The sequence below is a fragment of the Streptomyces sp. NPDC003011 genome, assembly GCF_053591515.1.
Map to the genome: position 1 here is coordinate 1 of NZ_JBSFTY010000131.1, position 17,063 is coordinate 17,063.

21 protein-coding genes are annotated in these 17,063 nt (G+C 68.0%); 3 read left to right on the top strand and 18 right to left on the bottom strand.

Features of this window, described 5'->3' with window-relative positions:
• Positions 1 to 96: 96 nt before the first annotated feature.
• From ACWD0J_RS38700 to ACWD0J_RS38775, 16 genes are all read right to left on the bottom strand, one after another.
• Positions 97 to 1,380, bottom strand: coding sequence for a tyrosine-type recombinase/integrase (locus ACWD0J_RS38700; RefSeq protein WP_451500561.1), 1,284 nt, complete (start codon positions 1,378 to 1,380; stop codon positions 97 to 99).
• 83 nt (positions 1,381 to 1,463) lie between these two features.
• A complete protein-coding gene (locus ACWD0J_RS38705; protein ID WP_393294285.1) occupies positions 1,464 to 1,688 on the bottom strand; it encodes an excisionase family DNA-binding protein in 225 nt (74 codons plus the stop codon).
• A 304-nt stretch (positions 1,689 to 1,992) separates the two neighbouring features.
• Positions 1,993 to 3,555: a YfjI family protein gene (locus ACWD0J_RS38710; RefSeq protein ID WP_451500562.1), complete on the bottom strand. Its 1,563-nt coding sequence runs from the start codon at positions 3,553 to 3,555 to the stop codon at positions 1,993 to 1,995.
• Entirely contained in the window at positions 3,552 to 3,875 is a 324-nt protein-coding gene (locus ACWD0J_RS38715; protein ID WP_451500563.1) for a hypothetical protein, read from the bottom strand. The genes ACWD0J_RS38710 and ACWD0J_RS38715 overlap by 4 nt, the downstream gene beginning before the upstream one ends.
• Positions 3,872 to 4,750, bottom strand: coding sequence for a bifunctional DNA primase/polymerase (locus ACWD0J_RS38720; RefSeq protein WP_451500564.1), 879 nt, complete (start codon positions 4,748 to 4,750; stop codon positions 3,872 to 3,874). The genes ACWD0J_RS38715 and ACWD0J_RS38720 overlap by 4 nt, the downstream gene beginning before the upstream one ends.
• A gap of 200 nt (positions 4,751 to 4,950) precedes the next feature.
• Positions 4,951 to 5,181 carry a hypothetical protein gene (locus tag ACWD0J_RS38725; RefSeq protein WP_451500565.1) on the bottom strand — a complete coding sequence of 77 codons (231 nt, stop codon included), beginning with the start codon at positions 5,179 to 5,181 and terminating at the stop codon, positions 4,951 to 4,953.
• A gap of 15 nt (positions 5,182 to 5,196) precedes the next feature.
• On the bottom strand, positions 5,197 to 5,487 hold the full coding sequence (locus ACWD0J_RS38730; RefSeq protein ID WP_451500578.1) for a hypothetical protein: 291 nt from the start codon (positions 5,485 to 5,487) through the stop codon (positions 5,197 to 5,199).
• An 11-nt stretch (positions 5,488 to 5,498) separates the two neighbouring features.
• Positions 5,499 to 5,657, bottom strand: a complete 159-nt coding sequence (locus tag ACWD0J_RS38735; protein ID WP_451500566.1) for a hypothetical protein — start codon at positions 5,655 to 5,657, stop codon at positions 5,499 to 5,501.
• 17 nt (positions 5,658 to 5,674) lie between these two features.
• A complete protein-coding gene (locus tag ACWD0J_RS38740; RefSeq protein WP_451500567.1) occupies positions 5,675 to 6,151 on the bottom strand; it encodes a hypothetical protein in 477 nt (158 codons plus the stop codon).
• A gap of 14 nt (positions 6,152 to 6,165) precedes the next feature.
• Positions 6,166 to 6,360 carry a hypothetical protein gene (locus ACWD0J_RS38745; protein WP_030585650.1) on the bottom strand — a complete coding sequence of 65 codons (195 nt, stop codon included), beginning with the start codon at positions 6,358 to 6,360 and terminating at the stop codon, positions 6,166 to 6,168.
• Between the two features lie 14 nt (positions 6,361 to 6,374).
• Complete coding sequence (locus tag ACWD0J_RS38750; protein ID WP_451500568.1) at positions 6,375 to 6,632, bottom strand: hypothetical protein; 258 nt, start codon at positions 6,630 to 6,632, stop codon at positions 6,375 to 6,377.
• A gap of 141 nt (positions 6,633 to 6,773) precedes the next feature.
• A complete protein-coding gene (locus ACWD0J_RS38755; protein ID WP_451500569.1) occupies positions 6,774 to 8,948 on the bottom strand; it encodes a cell division protein FtsK in 2,175 nt (724 codons plus the stop codon).
• Between the two features lie 200 nt (positions 8,949 to 9,148).
• On the bottom strand, positions 9,149 to 9,493 hold the full coding sequence (locus ACWD0J_RS38760) for an RRQRL motif-containing zinc-binding protein (RefSeq protein ID WP_451500570.1): 345 nt from the start codon (positions 9,491 to 9,493) through the stop codon (positions 9,149 to 9,151).
• Complete coding sequence (locus tag ACWD0J_RS38765) at positions 9,490 to 10,107, bottom strand: GGDEF domain-containing protein (RefSeq protein ID WP_451500571.1); 618 nt, start codon at positions 10,105 to 10,107, stop codon at positions 9,490 to 9,492. The genes ACWD0J_RS38760 and ACWD0J_RS38765 overlap by 4 nt, the downstream gene beginning before the upstream one ends.
• A complete protein-coding gene (locus ACWD0J_RS38770) occupies positions 10,104 to 11,222 on the bottom strand; it encodes a conjugal transfer protein (RefSeq protein ID WP_451500572.1) in 1,119 nt (372 codons plus the stop codon). The genes ACWD0J_RS38765 and ACWD0J_RS38770 overlap by 4 nt, the downstream gene beginning before the upstream one ends.
• The gene (locus ACWD0J_RS38775) at positions 11,219 to 11,509 is read right to left on the bottom strand and encodes a hypothetical protein (protein ID WP_451500579.1); all 291 of its coding nucleotides are present in this window, start codon (positions 11,507 to 11,509) and stop codon (positions 11,219 to 11,221) included. The genes ACWD0J_RS38770 and ACWD0J_RS38775 overlap by 4 nt, the downstream gene beginning before the upstream one ends.
• A 726-nt stretch (positions 11,510 to 12,235) precedes the next feature.
• Between ACWD0J_RS38775 and ACWD0J_RS38780 the strand changes: the two genes are divergently transcribed.
• Positions 12,236 to 13,606 carry a hypothetical protein gene (locus ACWD0J_RS38780; protein ID WP_451500573.1) on the top strand — a complete coding sequence of 457 codons (1,371 nt, stop codon included), beginning with the start codon at positions 12,236 to 12,238 and terminating at the stop codon, positions 13,604 to 13,606.
• A gap of 5 nt (positions 13,607 to 13,611) precedes the next feature.
• Here ACWD0J_RS38780 and ACWD0J_RS38785 read toward each other — a convergent pair whose 3' ends face one another.
• A complete protein-coding gene (locus ACWD0J_RS38785) occupies positions 13,612 to 14,514 on the bottom strand; it encodes a phosphotransferase enzyme family protein (protein WP_451500574.1) in 903 nt (300 codons plus the stop codon).
• Positions 14,511 to 14,963: a GntR family transcriptional regulator gene (locus ACWD0J_RS38790; protein ID WP_451500575.1), complete on the bottom strand. Its 453-nt coding sequence runs from the start codon at positions 14,961 to 14,963 to the stop codon at positions 14,511 to 14,513. Before ACWD0J_RS38790 ends, ACWD0J_RS38785 begins: the two co-directional genes overlap by 4 nt.
• Positions 14,964 to 15,186: 223 nt before the next feature.
• On the opposite strand from ACWD0J_RS38790, the gene ACWD0J_RS38795 reads away from it, so the two are divergent.
• Both ACWD0J_RS38795 and ACWD0J_RS38800 read left to right on the top strand, forming a co-directional pair.
• Positions 15,187 to 16,488, top strand: a complete 1,302-nt coding sequence (locus ACWD0J_RS38795) for a hypothetical protein (protein WP_451500576.1) — start codon at positions 15,187 to 15,189, stop codon at positions 16,486 to 16,488.
• Between the two features lie 47 nt (positions 16,489 to 16,535).
• Positions 16,536 to 16,826: a hypothetical protein gene (locus ACWD0J_RS38800; RefSeq protein ID WP_451500577.1), complete on the top strand. Its 291-nt coding sequence runs from the start codon at positions 16,536 to 16,538 to the stop codon at positions 16,824 to 16,826.
• Positions 16,827 to 17,063: the final 237 nt, after the last annotated feature.

Sequence of the window (17,063 nt, forward strand, 5' to 3'; positions counted from 1 at the left end):
CCCCTCACGAGTTCGAATCTCGTATCCTCCGCCAGTGCCTCACCGGGCACGATGTCGAAGGGCCCCACCGTTCGCGGTGGGGCCCTTCGACGGTTCTCAGCCCTCGTTGTCCTGGTTTTTGTCCACAGTGGGTGTCTCCGGGGTTCCCCAGATGGCATCGGCGATCTTCCGGGCCACATCCTTGAGCATGGCGTCCGGCACGTGGAGGTACCGGGCCCGCATGCTTGCGGAGGTGCCCGGTTCCCACCCCATGATCTGATCAATGACCCGGGCCGGGACACCGAGCAGCATGAGCACGGTGGCGGCCGTGTGCCGGGCGTCGTGCAGCCGACCGTCCCGAACCCCCGCGTCTTCCAGCAGACGCTTCCAGTCGTGATAGTCCGTGTTCGGGCTCAAGGGGCCACCCAGGGGCTTGGTGAACACGTAGTCCGACTCGGCCCACAGGTCGCCGGCCGCCTTGCGCTCGCGCTCTTGCGTCTCGGCGTGTGCCCGGAGCATGGCGACCAGCGGGCCCGGCAGGGGCACGGCGCGTCGGCCCGCTCGGGACTTGGTGTTCTTGGTCTCACGCCGGACCTGCACCTTGTCCGGGCAGTATCCCGCCTTCCGGCCGCACGGTGAGGCTTCCGGACACCCGTGCTCGTACCTGGGGCGCAGACGGTTCCGGCGCAGCTTGAGGTACTCGTTGTCCAGGTCGACGTCAGACCAGCGCAGTCCGAGCGTCTCGCCCTGCCGCAGTCCGAGCGCCAGCGCCAGCATCCAACGGGCGCTGTTCCGGCGCTTGTTGGCTTCGAGCAGCAGGCACTGAACCTCTTCAACGGAGTAGGGCTCTACCTCTGATTCGTCCTCTTCCATCCGTGGCGGCTTCGCCAACGCGGCGGCGTTCTTCGCCGCGTAACCGCGCCGTACCGCCTCCCCCAGTGCGGTTCGGGCGGTGCGGTGAGCCTGGTGAGCCGTACCGGCCTTACGCTGCCCGTTCGCCTGCATGCGGCGGTACAGGCTTTCCAGGTGTTCGGGCTGCAAACGGTCAAGGCGGTGCTTGCCGACACCGGGCACGAGGTGCACGCGAACGGCGACCTCGTACCCGTCGTACGTGTTCTCGCTGACGGTCGGCTTGGCGATGTTCTCGACCCAGTGCTGAAGCCACTTCTCCACCGTCCATGCCTTGCCCGGCTGTTGCGCCGAACCCCCGTCGCGCTGCTTCTCCAGCTTTTTGACTTCCTCAACCAGGTCATCGCGCGTCTTGCGCGTGAGGTGCCGGCGGTAGGGCTCTCCGTTGTCCTTGTAGCCCATCGGGACGCGCGCGTGCCAACGACCATCCGCCCCGAGGTAGATGGCCGATTCGCCGTTGGCGCGGCGGGTGCCCTTCTTCTTCTCTGCCACAGGCAGGCTCCTGTTTCTTGGTGTCGGGATGGGGACCGGGGCGGCGGGTTGTCCTTGTCCGGGAGCCGCCGCCCCGGGCGTCGTCAAGCGGCGCGGTGGGCGGTACGGAGGCGGGTGACGTACTCGGGTACCGCGTCGGCAGGGACTCGCCGGAGACGGCCGACGGGTACGGACTCCAGCTCTCCGGAGCGGATGAGCCCGTAGCACGTGGTCCGGCCGATACGGAGGCGGCGGGCGGCCTCTTCGACCGTGAGGAGAACCAACGTGGGGTCGTCGTCGGTGGGCACCGGGGTTCCGTGGTGGTTCACGATTCGCTCCCTTGGCGGGTCAGGGGTTTACGGGGAGTGCCGCCACAGAAACCACGAAATACACAGAAACCTGGGATCGCGGCTCTGACCTGCGGCGTTACTGCGTGGTGGTCGCTGCCACAGAAATCGCCGAAGGTCCCACAGAAATAAGGGGGCAGGTCCGGCGCGGCCGGGTCGGGCTTATTTCTGTGGCTTCTCTGCGGGTTTCTGTGGCAGGGCGCCGTGCGCCCCTGGCATGGCTGTCTGCGCAGGTCAGGGGCGCACGGCGGGCATTTCTGTGATTCTGTGGTTTCTGTGGACGGGCTCAGGTGGTCGGGTCGGTCAGCCGGGGGTGTACCAGGTAGCGCGGCGAGGGCGGCCGGCCGCGACCTCCGGTGCGGACGATGGGTTGTGCCCGCACGTAACCGTGGTCTTCCAGCAGGGTCAGCGTCGGGTCCAGGTCCGCAGCGGTGGGGAACTCCGAGCGGGAGAGCTTGACCATCAGGTCGCGCTTACTGATCTCGGTCCACCGGTGGATGCGCAGCGCTTCCAGAACGCTTTGAGCGCGCGCGGTCGTGTTGTCGGCTCCCATGACGTCGAACGCGGCGAGGGCATGGGCGGTGTAGTACTCCCCCAGCTCGATGGCCGCGCGCATGGTGTCTTCGGTGACCGGGTGGGCGTAGCCGTTGCCGCCGTGTTCGGCGAGGTGCAGCAGCGCGGCCATACGGGCGGTCGCCCCGGCAAGCTTTCCAGCCCAGTTGGAGATATGGCCCAGCTTGCCGCCCCGTGCCTTGAGCTGCGGTTCGATGCGCTTCTGATAGGCGATCAGGGCCGCGTCCGCTTCCGGGCTGAGCTGGATGACGGCCGGGTCGGTCCACTCTGCCAGGGACAGGGTGAGGTCGATGACCCGGGCGGTGTAGGTGGCGGCCGTCGCCTCGGGGACCGGGTCGGTGATGATCTCACGGTCACCGACCGTGGACACCGGCAGGGAGTACAGGAAGCGGGCCAGCAGCCCCCTGCCCTCGAACCCCTTCACCTTCCCGATGTCCCTCAGCACGCCCGGCTGTACGGCGAGGCCGATGGTCAGCGCGGGGTGGTCGATGTACTCGCGGCGGGTCTGCCGGTTGACCCTCAGCCGGTCCCCGGCATGCCCCTTCAGGAAAACTTCCATGTTGGGGGCCCCGGAGTAGCGGCCGGCGATGATGTCGAAGATGCCGCCCTCAGCGCTCATCACCGACAGCCGCCCGCCCTGTTCCGCCATGAGCGAGGTGACAGTCTCGGGTGTCGAGTCGTCCGCCAACAGGACCGGTTCGGCCGGGACGGTGAGCGTGTCGGCGGTCTGCGCGAGGCCAACGGCGGTGGCCACCATGTCATCCCGCTTGTCGCCGTCGGCGGACGCGGCCTTGGCGGCGGCCTTGTCCGCCGCTTCCTTGGCCAACCTCGCCGTCAGCTCCGCTTCCACGATCACGGGCTTCATCACGGTCTTGAGCTGTTTCTCCGCCTCATAGAGGGGGTTGGTCAGCAGCGCGAAGACGGCAGACTTGCGGTTGGCGGGCGGGAGCGCCACCACGGTGTAGAGGTTGGTGGGCTCGCGCCAGTTGCCGCGTACGTGGACCACGGACCGGCCGCCGGCCGCCGTGGCGAGCACGGCGAGAGCGACTGATCCGGCGAGGTCGACAGGGGTCTGTGTCTCTTCCGCGACGGCCGTCGCGAACTCCCCCAACCAGGCGGGGAGGACGTGAGCAGGGAACGGAGGACGCTCCCGGCGGTCGGAGAGGGGAATGGGGTCCTCCCACACGTCCGGTACCGCGTCGTCCTCGCCGTGCGGTTCTTCCAGGGCGGGCAGTCCGGCCCACAGGTCGGGGCTGTCCACAGGCTGTGGAGTCATGAGACGGCCCTCCCTTCGGCGGTGGTGGTGTGGGGGCAGATGCCGACGATGACGCGGACGGTCAGCCTGATGACGGCGGCACGGCCCCGGGCGCGTTCGTGGTGCCCGCAGGCACAGAGCCAGTCCGCGACGGGTACGCCCTCGCACTGGATCTGAAGACCCGGGGTGATGCCGGTGACGGTGACCGTCTGCGGGTCAGAACCAACGGCAGAAAGGACGCCCTTACGGGCGGCGACCTTCGGTTCGCCCACGTGCGGCCGTAGCGGGCGCTGTACGGCGCCCTGAGGGCTGTTCGTAGGGGTTCGGGATGCTTTGTTCATGCCGCCCGCTCCACAGCCGTCTCAAGGCCGTTGGCAACGGCACGGCGGGCGTAGGTCTCCGGGACGCCCACCGAGACGGCGGCGGACACGATCTCTTCCCCGATCGCGGCGAGTCCGCACGGGCCGGGGCAGGCGGTGTGCTGTGCGGCGAGGAACCGGGCGACGCCGAACGCCTGTGATCCGGCGCCGGATTCGGTGCGGGCCCGTACGAGGGCGAGGCCGCGTTCCAGGCCGGTGCGGACGTAGCGCTCGGTGTGGCGGCACCCGGTGGCCACCGAACGGCCCCACGGGGTGCGGCCGGTGAGGGAAGATGCCACCTCCCCCGGGGCGGGGGTGGTGTCTTCCTTCACCACCAGGGCGCGCACGGCCGCCGGGAGAACGGCCATACGGCCGGTTCCGGGTCCGAGCCAACGGGCGTACTGCGTCAGGGACTTGATATCGACGCCCGGCCGGACCGCGTTGGACGACGGCATGGCGCCCAAGTAGAGCCAGTGTTCGCCCCGCGTCGTCGGCACCGTGCGGGTGGCGGGCAGGGTCGTACGGGCCCACGCGACGGCCTCCGCGTTGTCCAGGTCGACCACCGTCAGCCCCGCACCACCGGGGTGGTAGGCAACGGCCACCGCCTCACGCCACACCGGCGCCCACACGGGTGAGGTGAGGACGTGCGGGTAGGTGGTCGCAGCGGCCCATGCGTGGCACGGCGCGGAGCACCGGCAGGGGCCCGCCGCCTTCATGTTGGGCCGTCCGCCGCACGCGTTCCCCTTGCAGGAACGGCAGTTGCCGAACGGCACCTTGCCCGCCCGCAGGGGCAGGACCGGGACACCGGCCGCCGCGAGGGCGAGGGCGACGCGCAGGGGTTCGGGCGTCGCGCTCATACCGCCTCCCCTGACGTCACCGTGGCGGTGACGTGGGGCGGCCGGGACGCTCGCCCCGAAAGGGTGGCCGGGACCGAGGGGCCCTCGCCGAAAACGCGCAGTTGGGTCATGCTGTAGGTCTCCTGTTCTGAAACGTCGGGATACGGAGACCGAGGGCGGCGGGTTGTCCTTTGTCCGGGAGCCGCCGCCCTCGGGCGTAGTTACTGCGGGGTGCGGCCGGCGCGGCGGATGAGGCTCGCGATGGTGGCCACGGTGGGGTAGTCCCATCCGGCGATCCAGTCCACGATCCGCCGGTCGTAGGCACCCAGTTCGACGCCCGCGTTGTCGAGTTCGGCGTACAGGGCCTCGCGCTGCAAGGACTCCGGCGAGTAGCCGAACGGGGCGTTGCTGAGCGGTCGGTCAGAGATGGGGTCGTTGTCGCGGTAAGGCACAGGACTCCCGTCAGGTCAGAAGGGCGGTTCGTTGCTGTAGCCGTCCGGTCCCCAGGGGTCGCGGCCTGTGTCGCGGCGGCGCAGCCACCGGGGCCGACGCGGCAGGGGCATCAGGGGCCAGCGGCGGTTCTCGTTCCAGCAGCCGCAGGGCTCCCAGTCGGTACCGGCGTACTCGCCCTCGGAGTCGCCGTAGGGGTACTCGAATCCGCCGTCGCCCTCGCAGTCGCCACAGTCGGGGCGGGGCGTGTCCGTCAGTACCAGGGCCCGGCGGGGCCAGTGGGCGACCTGGAGACGGAGCCGGGGCAGGATGCGGCCGTTCACGCGGCACTCTCCTCGGTCTCGGCAGCCATGTCGTCGACCTGCATGAGCAGGTTGCCGAGCTGACGGCGGGTGATGTCGCGGCTGTAGGTCGTCGGCAACCCGTCGTTGTCCCAGGCCAGTTCGACGGTGACGATCTCGTTCGGGTCGATGTCCACGTTCGGTGCTCCCTTGGTCAGCCGTTGAAGGTGCTGCGCTTGATCACGGCCTTGCGGATGTGGACCGTGCTCCCGTTGCGTCCGCCGCTGATGGCGCGCACGGGCATGCGCCAGGCGAGGACGGCGAGGGCGATCCACATCGCGGCGCCAGAGGTGAACCCGGCGGCGGCGTTGATGACCTCGCCGATGCCGTAGCCGACGCCGGCCGCGAGGGCGCCGCCCCCGAGACCGGCCCCGAGGAAGCGCTGTGCGATCGGGTCCACGAGGGGCAGCGGGGTGAGGTCGCGCGGCTCCGGCATGGGCATCGAGGGCGGGGCGAGGTGCTTGGGCATGGGGACCATGCGCCCGTAGGCGTCGGGCACCCACACCACGGGGCCGCGTTCGGCGGCGAGTTCGACGGCGGCCGGGGCGGGCGCGTACAGGTCCAGCGATGCCGGGTCGTACGCGGCAGCGGCCGTCGTGTCCGGCCGCAGGGTCGGGAGGTGTTCGTTCACGAGTCGGTCTCCTCTCACTTTCCGAGGGCGGACAGGGCGTCGGCGGACGCCTGCACGAGGTTGTGGATGGGCTCGTACGCGCCGGTCCCGGCGACGAAGAACCCGAACAGGAACAGGACGATGGCCGAACCGCCTCCGGCGGACTTGGTCTTGACGGCGAGGGCGGACGCGGCGCCGAACAGCAGCACGGCGGAGATGTTCAGGACCATGAGGAGCCTTCCGGTCAGGGGGTGTTGGTGCCCGCGCGGTAGATGCGGGCCCAGCGGTTGTAGAGCCAGCGGCCGACGCGTATGCGCTTGCCAGTCGCCTTGCAGCGGCGGCAGTCCTTGCCGCGCTTCAACCGGCCTTTGCGGTCGTGCTTGAGCGCGTGGCCCATGCCACGGCACTTGCGGCAGTCGCCGAACGGCGAGGCCGCACACAGCCCGACGTAACCGAGCGTGACGACGAGTAGACAGGCGATAGCAAGGAGGATGGGGGTCATCAGGGGCCCTCCGGGGCGGTTTTCGAGGGTTCCCGCAGGTGGGCCGCTATCCGCTAGCGGCCTGATCAGGGCGGGTTTGGGGCGCTAGCGGGGCCGCTAACGTTAGCGGGGTGTGCCGCTAGCGCTAGCGGCCCCGGAGTCTCAGCCCACGTCCCGGTTTCCGTCACGCTCCGCAATCGCCGTGACGATGTGGGAGCGGTCGATGCCGCGCCGGTTGACGACCTTGCCCTTGACCCGGCGGCCCACCTGGATCGTGGAGACGCCGTGCGGCTTGAGTGCGGCGGCCAGACCCTCGGGGTCCCAACCCTCGTAGACCTCGGGCCGCAGTTCGGCGAGGCGGGCGACGACGGTCTCGGACCACACCTTGGGCTCGTCGGCCGGGACGATGGCGAGGATGTCGCGCAGCAGGTCGTACGCGCTGGACGCGTCCGGCTCCGGCTCTTCCCCGAGCGCGTAGCCGGACAGGGTGCCGGCCAGTTCGCGGGCCTTGCGGGCCCGGGCGCCGATGGCTTCGGCGGCCGGAGCGTCCACGTAGACCGAGCCGACGATCCGGGCGTCGGAGCCTTCACCCACGAAGTAGTGGATGCCCTTGTCTCCCCAGCTGAACATGGTGGCGCGCACGCCCCGCTTGTAGGCGGACGTGCCCAGCACCATGTCGTTCTCCAGCTGGCCCATGACCTTCAGGCAGAACCGGGCCGACGCGTTCGCGCTGATCCCGGTGGGCAGTGCCTTAGCGTCCGGGCGCTGCGTGGCGAGCAGCAGCACGATCCCGGTGGCCGGGCCGCGCTTGACCAGGTCGGTGCAGATCTCTTCGAGTTCCTTGCCGTACTTGTCGTGCTCGAACCAGACCTGGCACTCATCCACCCCGACCACGATCGGGTGCAGTCCCAGCGACTTCTTGTTCGCCAGTTCCGACGTCACCTTGGACTCGGGGCAGATGTCCCGGGGCAGTGAGCGGATCATCTTCGCGCGGCGCCGCAGTTCCTCGCGCAGCGCGCGCAGGTCCCGCACCGCGTACTCGATGTCCTCCTCCTCATCCCCCGCGCGGTGGCAGTGGGAGACGGCGTTGCCGACGGGGTCCAGGTCGCCGGTGCCCTTGAGGTCGTAGGTGTGCAGCTCGGCGCGCGGGTCCAGGGCGGCGATGAGCAGCAGCAGGCGGAGCAGGAAGGTCTTGCCCATGCGGGGGATCGCGCCGATGACGGCCGCGATGTACATGAGGGTGATCTCGACCCAGCGTCCGCGCTGGTCGGTGCCGAACGCGACCGGCTTGAACAGGTCCACCGACCCGGACTTGAGCAGCGGCCATGTGGGCTTCTTGGCCTTGGACATGTCCTGATCGCCCACCCACAGCACCAGGTGCCCGGTGTGCTCGTTCGGTACGGCCTCTGGCCACACGCAGCCCAGCGGGCGGCGCAGGCCGGACGCGAGCCGTTCGCGCCGCTCGATGATGTCCGTGACCGTGACGCCGAAGGGGAGGTTGCCCTCCGCACGCCAACCGGGGCCGTCGCGGGTGATGGGGGCGGTGAACTCGAACCCGTCCCGGCCCTTGCCCTGCGCCTGGTTGATCGCGGGGATGCCCAGCGAACCCAGTGCCCGTAGCACGATGTCCGATGTGAGCTTGGACGCCGTGGGCAGTTCCACCGCCCGGTGGATGACCGGATCATCCGCCTTGCGGCCGGCGTAGCCGAGCGCGAGCACGACCGCGCCGACCGACAGGGCCTGAAGCCAGTCGGGGGCGAGGACGTAGATGGCGAGCGCGGCGCCCAGCCCGATGAACATCGCGAGGACGCTGACCAGGACCCGCAGCCGGACGCGGCCGTCACGCTGTCGCGACAGCTTCAGGTACTCGGCCGCGTCCTCGCGCCGCACGGCGGCGAGGCGGACCGGTTCGCCCTCGCGGTCGGCCGCCCACCGCATCGTGCCGCCCACGAACTTCGCGGCGCCCGCGGGGGCTTGCAGGGTTAGGCGGGCGGCGTAGATCGGGGAACGCAGCGCGTGATACCCGACCGAATGGGCGTAATGGCGGCCCACCCATGCGGCGGCGGTGCGCAGTTCGGCGGTCGACCGCAGCCAGACCGGGACCACGTCCCGGCGCTTCGCTGCGGCCAGTCGACCCAGGTAGCCCGGACCGGTCGCGGTCGGGGTGGGCCGGTCGACCATGACGGCGGTGGTCGGGTCGTCCGATGCCGGGTCGGTCGGGGTCGACTCACGCGCGGCGCGGGCCTTATCGAGGTCGACCACATCGGCCCCGGAGTCGGCCGTCATCTCGGCTTCCAGTCGGTTGAACAGTTCGTTGTCGTCGTCGGGGTGCTTCACTGAAGGGTCCTTCCTGGCATGGGAGGAGAGTCGGGGTTCGGTCATCGCTTTGGTCGGCTGAGGCCGAACCCCGACGGGATGCTGAACGCTAGAACCGGTACTGACCGGTAACCCTGAAGAAAATTCAGGGCGGATTGGCGTTCCGGGTAGCGGCGCGGGATTCAGGGTTGTTCGAGCAGTGTTCGATGATCCGATTGCTGTCATGCGGCGGCGCGCTGTTCCTCGGGATAGGCGCAGGTCACACACGATCCGAGCGTGGGAGGAATGACGTATCCGGCATCCCGGTCGCACTCAGGGCAGGTACGGCGAGCGCGCATCATCGCTTCGTGGGCCCGCCACCGGCCCGGGGTCATCGGCCGGACCGGTTTGGCGAGGTCGACGCGGTACAGGTAGGCGACCAGGGGCGGGCGGCCCCGCCGCCGGGGGCGTTCGAGCTGGGCGGCGACGTCCTGACCGCCGGGGCGCAGGTCGCGGGCCCGGAGTTGGCGGCGGGTGGCGTAGCCGTCCGGGGCGAGGTGCCACCGGAAGACGGGCAGCGTGCTCATGCCGCGCCGCGTCGTCCGGGACGGCGACCGGCCACCGACCCGAGCAGGCGCCCGAGACGGGCCCGGCGGGGCCCGGACCGGTCGGACCGCTTGGCCGCGTACATGGCTTCATCAGCGCGGCGCAGCAGCGAGGACAGGTCCTCGCCCGGGTGGTCGGCGGCCCGTACCCACCCCAGCGACACTGTGGTGTGCACTGCGGGAGCGGTGTCGACCGGGCGGGCGAGGACGCGGGCGAGCGTGTGCAACCGGTCGGCCGCCGTGCCGTCGCGGTCGACGACGACGGCGGCGAATTCGTCCCCACCGAGCCGCCCCGCCACCCCGCCGGGGGTAGTGCCGTGGGCGAGGCGAGCGGCGACCGTGGCGAGCAGCACGTCACCGGCGGCGTGGCCGTGGGTGTCGTTGATCTGCTTGAAGTGGTCGACGTCCGCCAGCACGACCACGGCGCGCGGGTCGCGCAGCAGGCGGCGGGCCCGCCGGGTGAACGCATCCCGCGTCCACAGCCCGGTGAGCGGGTCACGGCGGGCCGTGGTCAGCCGTCCGTGCAGCCATCGGGCGTGGACCGCCCACCCGATGACGGGCGGCACGGCCGGTAAGAGCGCGGCGAAGGTGCTCACGGCGTCACCGCCCCGGTAGCGCGCTCGGCGAGCAGGGCGTCACGCAGCTTGCGGGCGTTCGCGGGCGAGGTGCGCAGGGCCCGGCGGATGCCCTCCCCGGTCACCTGAGCGTCCGGAAGACCGGCCGTCGCCTTGCGCGCTTCCGCCATGAGCTGATCGGGAGTGCGGCGGGTGCGGGTCGACTTCGCGGCGACCGGGACACGGCCCGTCGCCCGACGTGGCCCGGTCGACGCGGCCGGCACCGAACGAGCGGGCGCCGGGGCGATCGGGACCGGCTTCACGATCGGACCGACGGCGGGCATCGGCTTCACACCGAAGCCCGACTTACCGAGGTCCACCGGCGCCGGGTCGGGGACCGAAAGCCGCGTCAGTACGACCGTGGCCGGGGTCGATACAGGCAGGTCAGAGGTAGACCCTTCTCGACTACTTCCTGTCGATTCCTCCGCATTCGTACCTGCGGCAGGGATCGGGGTGGTGGTGCCGAACATCGAGGCGAGGGCCGCGTTCGCGCCGTCGGTGATCCGGTCGCGCTGGACGTCCAGCAGCCTCGATCCGAGCGCCGCGTCCCCGACCCCGGCCTTGCGGGCCAGACGCCACGACGCCCGATCGGACCGCTTCCGCACCCGGCTCACCGGGTGGTGGGCGGCTCGCGCCCGGTGGTAGGCGAGGGCCTGCACGATGTCGGCGGTGCGTCGCTCGTTCTCCGCGTCGCGGCCGTCGGTGTGGACGACGATCCGGCGGGCGAGGAACGCCATGCCCTCCGCCGAGACGGACATGCCCATGGGAGTCAGCGCGTAGACGACCGTACGGCCCGGGTCCGGCGCGGCCATCGCGCCCATGACGGCGGCGGCGGCCGGCAGGGCCCACAGCCCGATCCGTACGACGCGCGGCGAGGACTGGCCCAGCATGGTCAGCCCCAACAGGACCAGGGCGAGAACGGCCGTCGCGCCCTCACCGGCACCGAGGGCACCGAGCGCGGTCCCCGTGCCGTAGGCGTGACCGATGTTGCTGTAGGTGCCGATGCCGCCGACCACGCCCGTGGCGAGCATGGGCACGAACGCGGCCGTCAGCACACCGATCTGAACCCTTGTCAGAGGCTTGCGGGTCTCGCTCATGCCGCTTCCCCCGCCCATGCCCGGTGGACGCGAACGGCGCGCAGGAACGGCACCGTGCGGGTCAGCGCGTCGGCGTACAGGGCGTCCCAACCGGCGATCTCGTCACCGGCCTCCGCGTCCGCCCGCAGGTCGGCGAGGACGTCACGGGCCGCGTCCTCACGTGCCGCCCGCTCACCGTCCGTCTCGGACTCCAGCGGGCCCCGGAACAGGTCGACGTCGATACCGAGCGCCAGTTCCGCGAACTCGAAGTCGCCGTGCGCTTCCTGGCCGGCGACGAACATGCGCATACGCATGGTGGATCTCTCCTCTGATGCGTCGGGATAGGGAGACCGGAAGCGGCGCGTTGTCCTTGTCCGGGAGCGCGCCGCACCGGCCATCAGGGCCAACACCGCAGGAAACGGCGGGCCAGTGCCCCGGGCGGAATCTGATTCCGCGCCCTCGCGGCTGGTTGCCGGGGCTGTCGAAGTGGGATCGAGGACTTCACCGGATGCCGTCGCCACGGCCGCCCGGTCCCGACCCTCGAACTGTCGGGGCACCCTGTTCGCACTGCTCGGTGCCAGCAGAACGACCACCAACCAGGGCCCCAACGGGACACCGGAAGCGGTCGCCGACGGTCATCACCCGGCCGTCGCGGGGGACGGGGTCAAGCCCCGTCAAGCTCACAACACTCTGTTGAGTTCTCAAGGAACCGGCGCTTCCTTTGAACCCCTTTCGAGGGCCCTCCGGGCGCTGCACGGACGGCGTACACACCCCGCATCACTGCGTGGTGTGTATTACCTACCACTCACGTTGGCAGATGGATTCCGCGTCGTCAACCCGTGGCTTTCGATTCGGACCCGCCGGCCTTCTCGTGCGGTGGTGGTTCAACTGTCGCCAGATAGCGAGGACTTCGGGAGCGTGTACTTGGGGGTGCACTCGTGCACTCCGACGTGCAAACCCTCTGCACCGTGGCCCTGACCTGCGTAGAGTGACGATGAGTCAAGCTGGTACTACGGCCGCTCTCTGGGGGTTCGATGGCAGACCGGAACGCCGGACTGGCCGCGCTCATGCAGGAGGCCGACTTCTCCCACAAGTCCCTTGCTCGCGCGGTGGTCACCGCTGCCGCTCAGTCAGGCGAGGACGTCACCTGTGACCACACGTACGTGACCAGGTGGCTCAAGGGCTCCATCCCGCGCGGCAACATGCCGCAGTTCATTGCCGACGCGATCGGGCGCAAGGTGGGGCGTCGCCTCACGATCGATGACATCGGGATGGGCGACGCGGCAGTGTCCGCCGTGCAGCCTGAGTTGGGGCTTGACTTCGCGGACAGGCCGGAGAGCACGGCCAAGACCGTGGCCGACCTCTGGCGTGCCGACCTTGCCGACGCTGAGACACTGGTTCGGGCCCTGCCGGATTCTGCGGCTTGGAACACCGCGTCTCTCCGCTGGATCGTGGCCCCTCCGGACGGAGAGCTGACGCGGACGGGCAACCGTGCGGTCGGCGCGGTGGACGTGGACATGGTGCGCTCGACAGCCGACGCGTTCAGCATGCTCGACGGCAAGTTCGGCGGTGGCCATGCCCGGCGGGCGCTGATTCAGTACCTGCACACGGATGTCCGGCCGATGCTCGATGGGAAGTACTCCGACGACGTGGGCAGGCAACTGCACTCAGCCGTGGCGGAAGCGCTCCTACTCGCCGGTTGGATGTCGTACGACAGCGGCCTTCACGGCATCGCTCAGCGGTACCTCATCCAGGCACTACGCATGACGCAAGCGGCTGGTGACAGGCTTCTCGGCGGGAGCATCCTGTCCGCCATGAGCCATCAGGCCACATTCCTGGGGCGGTACCAGGACGCTGCGACGCTCGCCCGTGCCGCGTACACCGGTCCCGGTCCTGCACTGGGGCCGACGATGGCCGCACAGTTCCGCGCGATGGAGGCACGGGCATTGGCTCGACTCGGGGATGAGCGTGGCTGTGACCTCGCCCTTGCGGAGGCCGAACGCAGGCTTAACCAGCGGACGGCCGGCAGCGACCCGCCGTACATCGCGTACTTCGACGAAGTGGAGCTTGCTGCCGAGATAGGCCACTGCTTTCGCGACCTGGGGCGTTCCGTCGAAGCTGCGCAGCGAGGTGGGGTCTCCATCTTCGGCGACGGCCTGAACAACCGAAGCGACTTCTTCGCGACGATGGTTCAGGCTGAGACATACATCAATCAAGGGGAGATCGGCCGTGGATTCGAAATCGCGCTGAGCGCGCTGCAACTCGGCGAGGGGTTGAAGTCTGCGCGCTGCATTCAGTACGTGCGGGAATTCCAGGGACGCGTCACGAGCGGGATGAGACGAGCCACGGAGTTCCGCACGTTCGATGAACAGGCCCGTGGCTTCCGCCTCTGGCAACAGGCATGACGTTTCTAGAACGGCGCCCAGTCCCGGCGAGACCCACCCGAGCGTAGGCTTTGCACCCGCTTCTCAACTTCCTCGGATGCGCGTGGATTGGTGCTGGCATTCTGGGAAAGCCACGTGACCATCAGAAGTTCCCGGATGCTTCGCAGAACTGTGTACCCGGACCATTCCCGCACGTCGAACCCGTACCCAGCGACAAAATCGGCGTACTCGGCTTCTGTGTGCCAGCCAAAGCTGTCGTAGTACATGGCAGTCTGCATGAGGTCCCACTCCCGGGGGCCCGTAACGAAACCGTCCAGGTCGATGACCTTCGGACGACCGACCGCGTCTTGCAGGACGTTACCCACGTTGAAGTCCCCGTGCAGATGACCCGCCGGAAGCTCAAAACGGAGGCGGCCGTACTCAGCCGCCAAATCTTCGGCCATGGACTGGAGAAAAGCGCGGGTAGCGTCCGGAATGGCGGCACGCTTCAAACGCTGCGTAACTCTGTCGAAAGGCTCAAGCGACGGGAGCGAAAAGGGCGGCGGCTTCAAATCGTGAAGCCGCCGCAGCAGTACGCCCATTTCTCCCGTGCTCGCGTACGTGTCTCCATCGGAAAGACCTTCCCAGAACGTCACCGGGTGGCCCTGAATAACAACCGGCTGTTCGGCCGTCGTGACGAGTCGTGCCGCCGGATATCCCTCGGACGCGAGCCATCCCGCCACGGCCACTTCCCTGCGTACGGAGGGAAGTCGATCGGGACTGCGGCCGACCCGGGAGACGATACGGCCGCCGTCCAAACGGAACACGGCATGGTCGCCGAACCGCAGCATCTCGATCCCGTCCGGGTCCACGTCCGCGACCTCGCACGCCTTGCGCAAGATGGCGCCCGCCGCGTCAGCGTCGAACTCAGTTCGTTCGGTCGTCGTCATGCCGTCTGAGTCCCCCGTCCGACCGGCAACGCACGTACTTCCCGCCCTCGCGCGGCACCTTTGCCGATGAGCCCCTGGCCCTCCATCAGGGCGATGGCAGAACGGACGGCAGTCCGCGACGCCCCGAACCGCTCGCACAACTCCTTCTCCGTCGGGAAGCGGTCGCCGACCCTGACCCCGTCGGCGCGCAACAGGTCGGTCACCTTCTCGACCAACGGCCGGCGGTCGCCGGTCCCCGCCACGAACCACCCGGCGCCCTGTACCGACTCGATGACACCCTCGGCCCTGAGCGCGGCAAGGGCCCGCTCGATGGTGCTGCGGCTCACGTTGTAGTCGCTCACGAGTGCCGACTGAGACGGCAGCGCCTCAGTGATCTCACCTTTGCCGATCTTCTCGCGGAGAGATTCCGAGACCTCCAGGTACGTACCTCGCGGACTGCCCTGCGGCACGTCGCCTCCCCTATCTCGACCTCGCTGGCGTCCCGGTGGCGCCTCACTCCAGCTTCCCACGGACGTGCTGTCACCCAGTAGGAGCATCCAAAACCATCCTCCGAGATGCGTACTGATGTTCGACTTTCTTCAATTTCCCACATGCCTGCTTCCCGCTGGTCAGAATGCTTCTACAGAAGGGGCATCAAGAAAAACGCTTTCACGAGCACACAGAAGGGCAGACATGAGCGGACAGCCAGTCATAAACGAAGCCTCCATCATAGAGGGACTTCGGCGAGTATTTCGCAGCGATGGAACAGTGAGCGGTGACTTCACCCTGCGGGAGCCCATTTCGCTATCCGATGGCAAGACAATCAATGGCGCAAGCAGTACCGAAATAAGCGAAATCACGACTCGTCTTAACGGCGCAAAATCGATGACCGAAAGCTCGTTCCAGTGGGAAAATGAAGCAGAGTTCTCCTTGGTTTCACTCGATCAGGTCGGCGCTTTCGATAGATTTTTCGAAGACAAGACGTTTGAGGGGCAGGGCGACAATCCCGTAACTTTTAAGGTCGGCAGACCGTCCCGAGAATTCGCCGCCTATCTACTGTGCAAGTTTGCACAGAATCCAGTTCTCCTGACTTCCGGGAGAGCCAGGATGATACTGAACCGGATACGCCAAATAGGCAGCGATCGCACTATAGTGGGCCGTCGCCCGGTTGAAGGCGACTCACTTTTTGACGTCGTCGCCGAGGGCCTTCGCGCCACTACGCTGCAAATCACCGCTGCCAAATCCCGAGCGGACTTTGAGACACTCGCCAATTCGTTCCTTTTCCATGCCGCTTACAACACGGATGCGGCAGCTCGAATCGGCCTGGAAGCAATGTTTCGACCGCAAGCTATCCAGCGGGTACGGAGGAGTCAGAACGGTTCTCTCGACGCACCCAGGCAGACCTACGACGCAGACCTGGTGCACCACTACCTCATGGGCGTCGCCGCAGAAATCCCACTATTGGAATATCTGGCCTACTATCACATCGCTGAGCATTTTTTCGAGAAGGTGTTCAATGAGGATTTGATAAAACAGGTGCGTTCGGGCATCACCGACCCATCTTTCTCTGCTCGCCGAAATAAGGATATCCAGTCCATTGTTAAGATCGTCACCAAAGTAAAGGGTCAAATCAAGGACGAAGGCGGGGTGAATGAACAGCGGGCACTGCAATTGGTGCTCGATAGATTCGTCAGCATCCCTCGCCTCGTAGCCGACCTAGATGCCTACGACGCCAACCTGGTCAACCACTATGCAAATAGTGACGTCCCTTTTGCCGGTGCAAGCAAAGTGAGCCTTCGCGGGAATGACGAAGAGGCGGTGCGCGGCGCAATCGCAAAGAGGATTTACAAAGTCAGGAACGCCTTGGTGCACGCCAAAGAAGGAGAACTACCAAAGTATGCACCCTTCGCTCATGACGAGGAGTTGGCCCGCGAAATTCCCCTAATGCGGTTCACTGCAGAGCAGATCGTGATTGCTCACGGAAAAGTCCTGTGACCCTCCGGATGCCATTAGAGACCCATCTTCATGGAGACGCAATGCCAATGTCCCACGCCAACACCCTCGTCCCCACGGACAGTGCCCCCGGCTCGTGGAACCTTCAGTGGAAGCTCATGTGCCCCGCCTGTGGAATCTCTGAGGTCGAACGGGCGGCCGCCGGTGGTGACCACGGGGCGGTAACCGTCCAGCCTGACAGGGACGACTACGACAGTCCCCTTGGCACCCGAGGCGGATACGTACGGGTCGACCTCACATGCGCGGCCGGCCACGGCTTCGCCCTCATTGTGGGCAACCACAAGGGCGAGGAGTTCGTTGGCGTCGTCTCTCGCATCTGAGCTGCTACCTCGGCCCGCACCGTTCGTTGTCCTGGTCTTTGTCCAGTGCACCGACGGCCGCCCCCGTCCGCCGCCGTACGCGCACCCCCTCTGACCTGCCACGCGAACCCTCACGGACGCCCCCGTACGGCCATGCGGACAGTTGGAAAGCGTGTTGGGGGCAACCCCTCACGAGTTCGAATCTCGTATCCTCCGCCAGTGCCTCACCGGGCACGATGTCGAAGGGCCCCACCGTTC

What these genes read in the sequence shown, in the direction of transcription:
- ACWD0J_RS38780 (WP_451500573.1), top strand. Translation starts at nt 12,236, where the DNA reads ATGGCAGACCGGAACGCCGGACTGGCCGCGCTCATGCAGGAGGCCGAC.
- ACWD0J_RS38715 (WP_451500563.1), bottom strand. Translation starts at nt 3,875, where the DNA reads ATGAACAAAGCATCCCGAACCCCTACGAACAGCCCTCAGGGCGCCGTA.
- ACWD0J_RS38770 (WP_451500572.1), bottom strand. Translation starts at nt 11,222, where the DNA reads ATGAGCGAGACCCGCAAGCCTCTGACAAGGGTTCAGATCGGTGTGCTG.
- ACWD0J_RS38710 (WP_451500562.1), bottom strand. Translation starts at nt 3,555, where the DNA reads ATGACTCCACAGCCTGTGGACAGCCCCGACCTGTGGGCCGGACTGCCC.
- ACWD0J_RS38720 (WP_451500564.1), bottom strand. Translation starts at nt 4,750, where the DNA reads ATGAGCGCGACGCCCGAACCCCTGCGCGTCGCCCTCGCCCTCGCGGCG.
- ACWD0J_RS38775 (WP_451500579.1), bottom strand. Translation starts at nt 11,509, where the DNA reads ATGCGCATGTTCGTCGCCGGCCAGGAAGCGCACGGCGACTTCGAGTTC.
- ACWD0J_RS38750 (WP_451500568.1), bottom strand. Translation starts at nt 6,632, where the DNA reads ATGACCCCCATCCTCCTTGCTATCGCCTGTCTACTCGTCGTCACGCTC.
- ACWD0J_RS38800 (WP_451500577.1), top strand. Translation starts at nt 16,536, where the DNA reads ATGTCCCACGCCAACACCCTCGTCCCCACGGACAGTGCCCCCGGCTCG.
- ACWD0J_RS38745 (WP_030585650.1), bottom strand. Translation starts at nt 6,360, where the DNA reads ATGGTCCTGAACATCTCCGCCGTGCTGCTGTTCGGCGCCGCGTCCGCC.
- ACWD0J_RS38760 (WP_451500570.1), bottom strand. Translation starts at nt 9,493, where the DNA reads ATGAGCACGCTGCCCGTCTTCCGGTGGCACCTCGCCCCGGACGGCTAC.
- ACWD0J_RS38785 (WP_451500574.1), bottom strand. Translation starts at nt 14,514, where the DNA reads ATGACGACGACCGAACGAACTGAGTTCGACGCTGACGCGGCGGGCGCC.
- ACWD0J_RS38795 (WP_451500576.1), top strand. Translation starts at nt 15,187, where the DNA reads ATGAGCGGACAGCCAGTCATAAACGAAGCCTCCATCATAGAGGGACTT.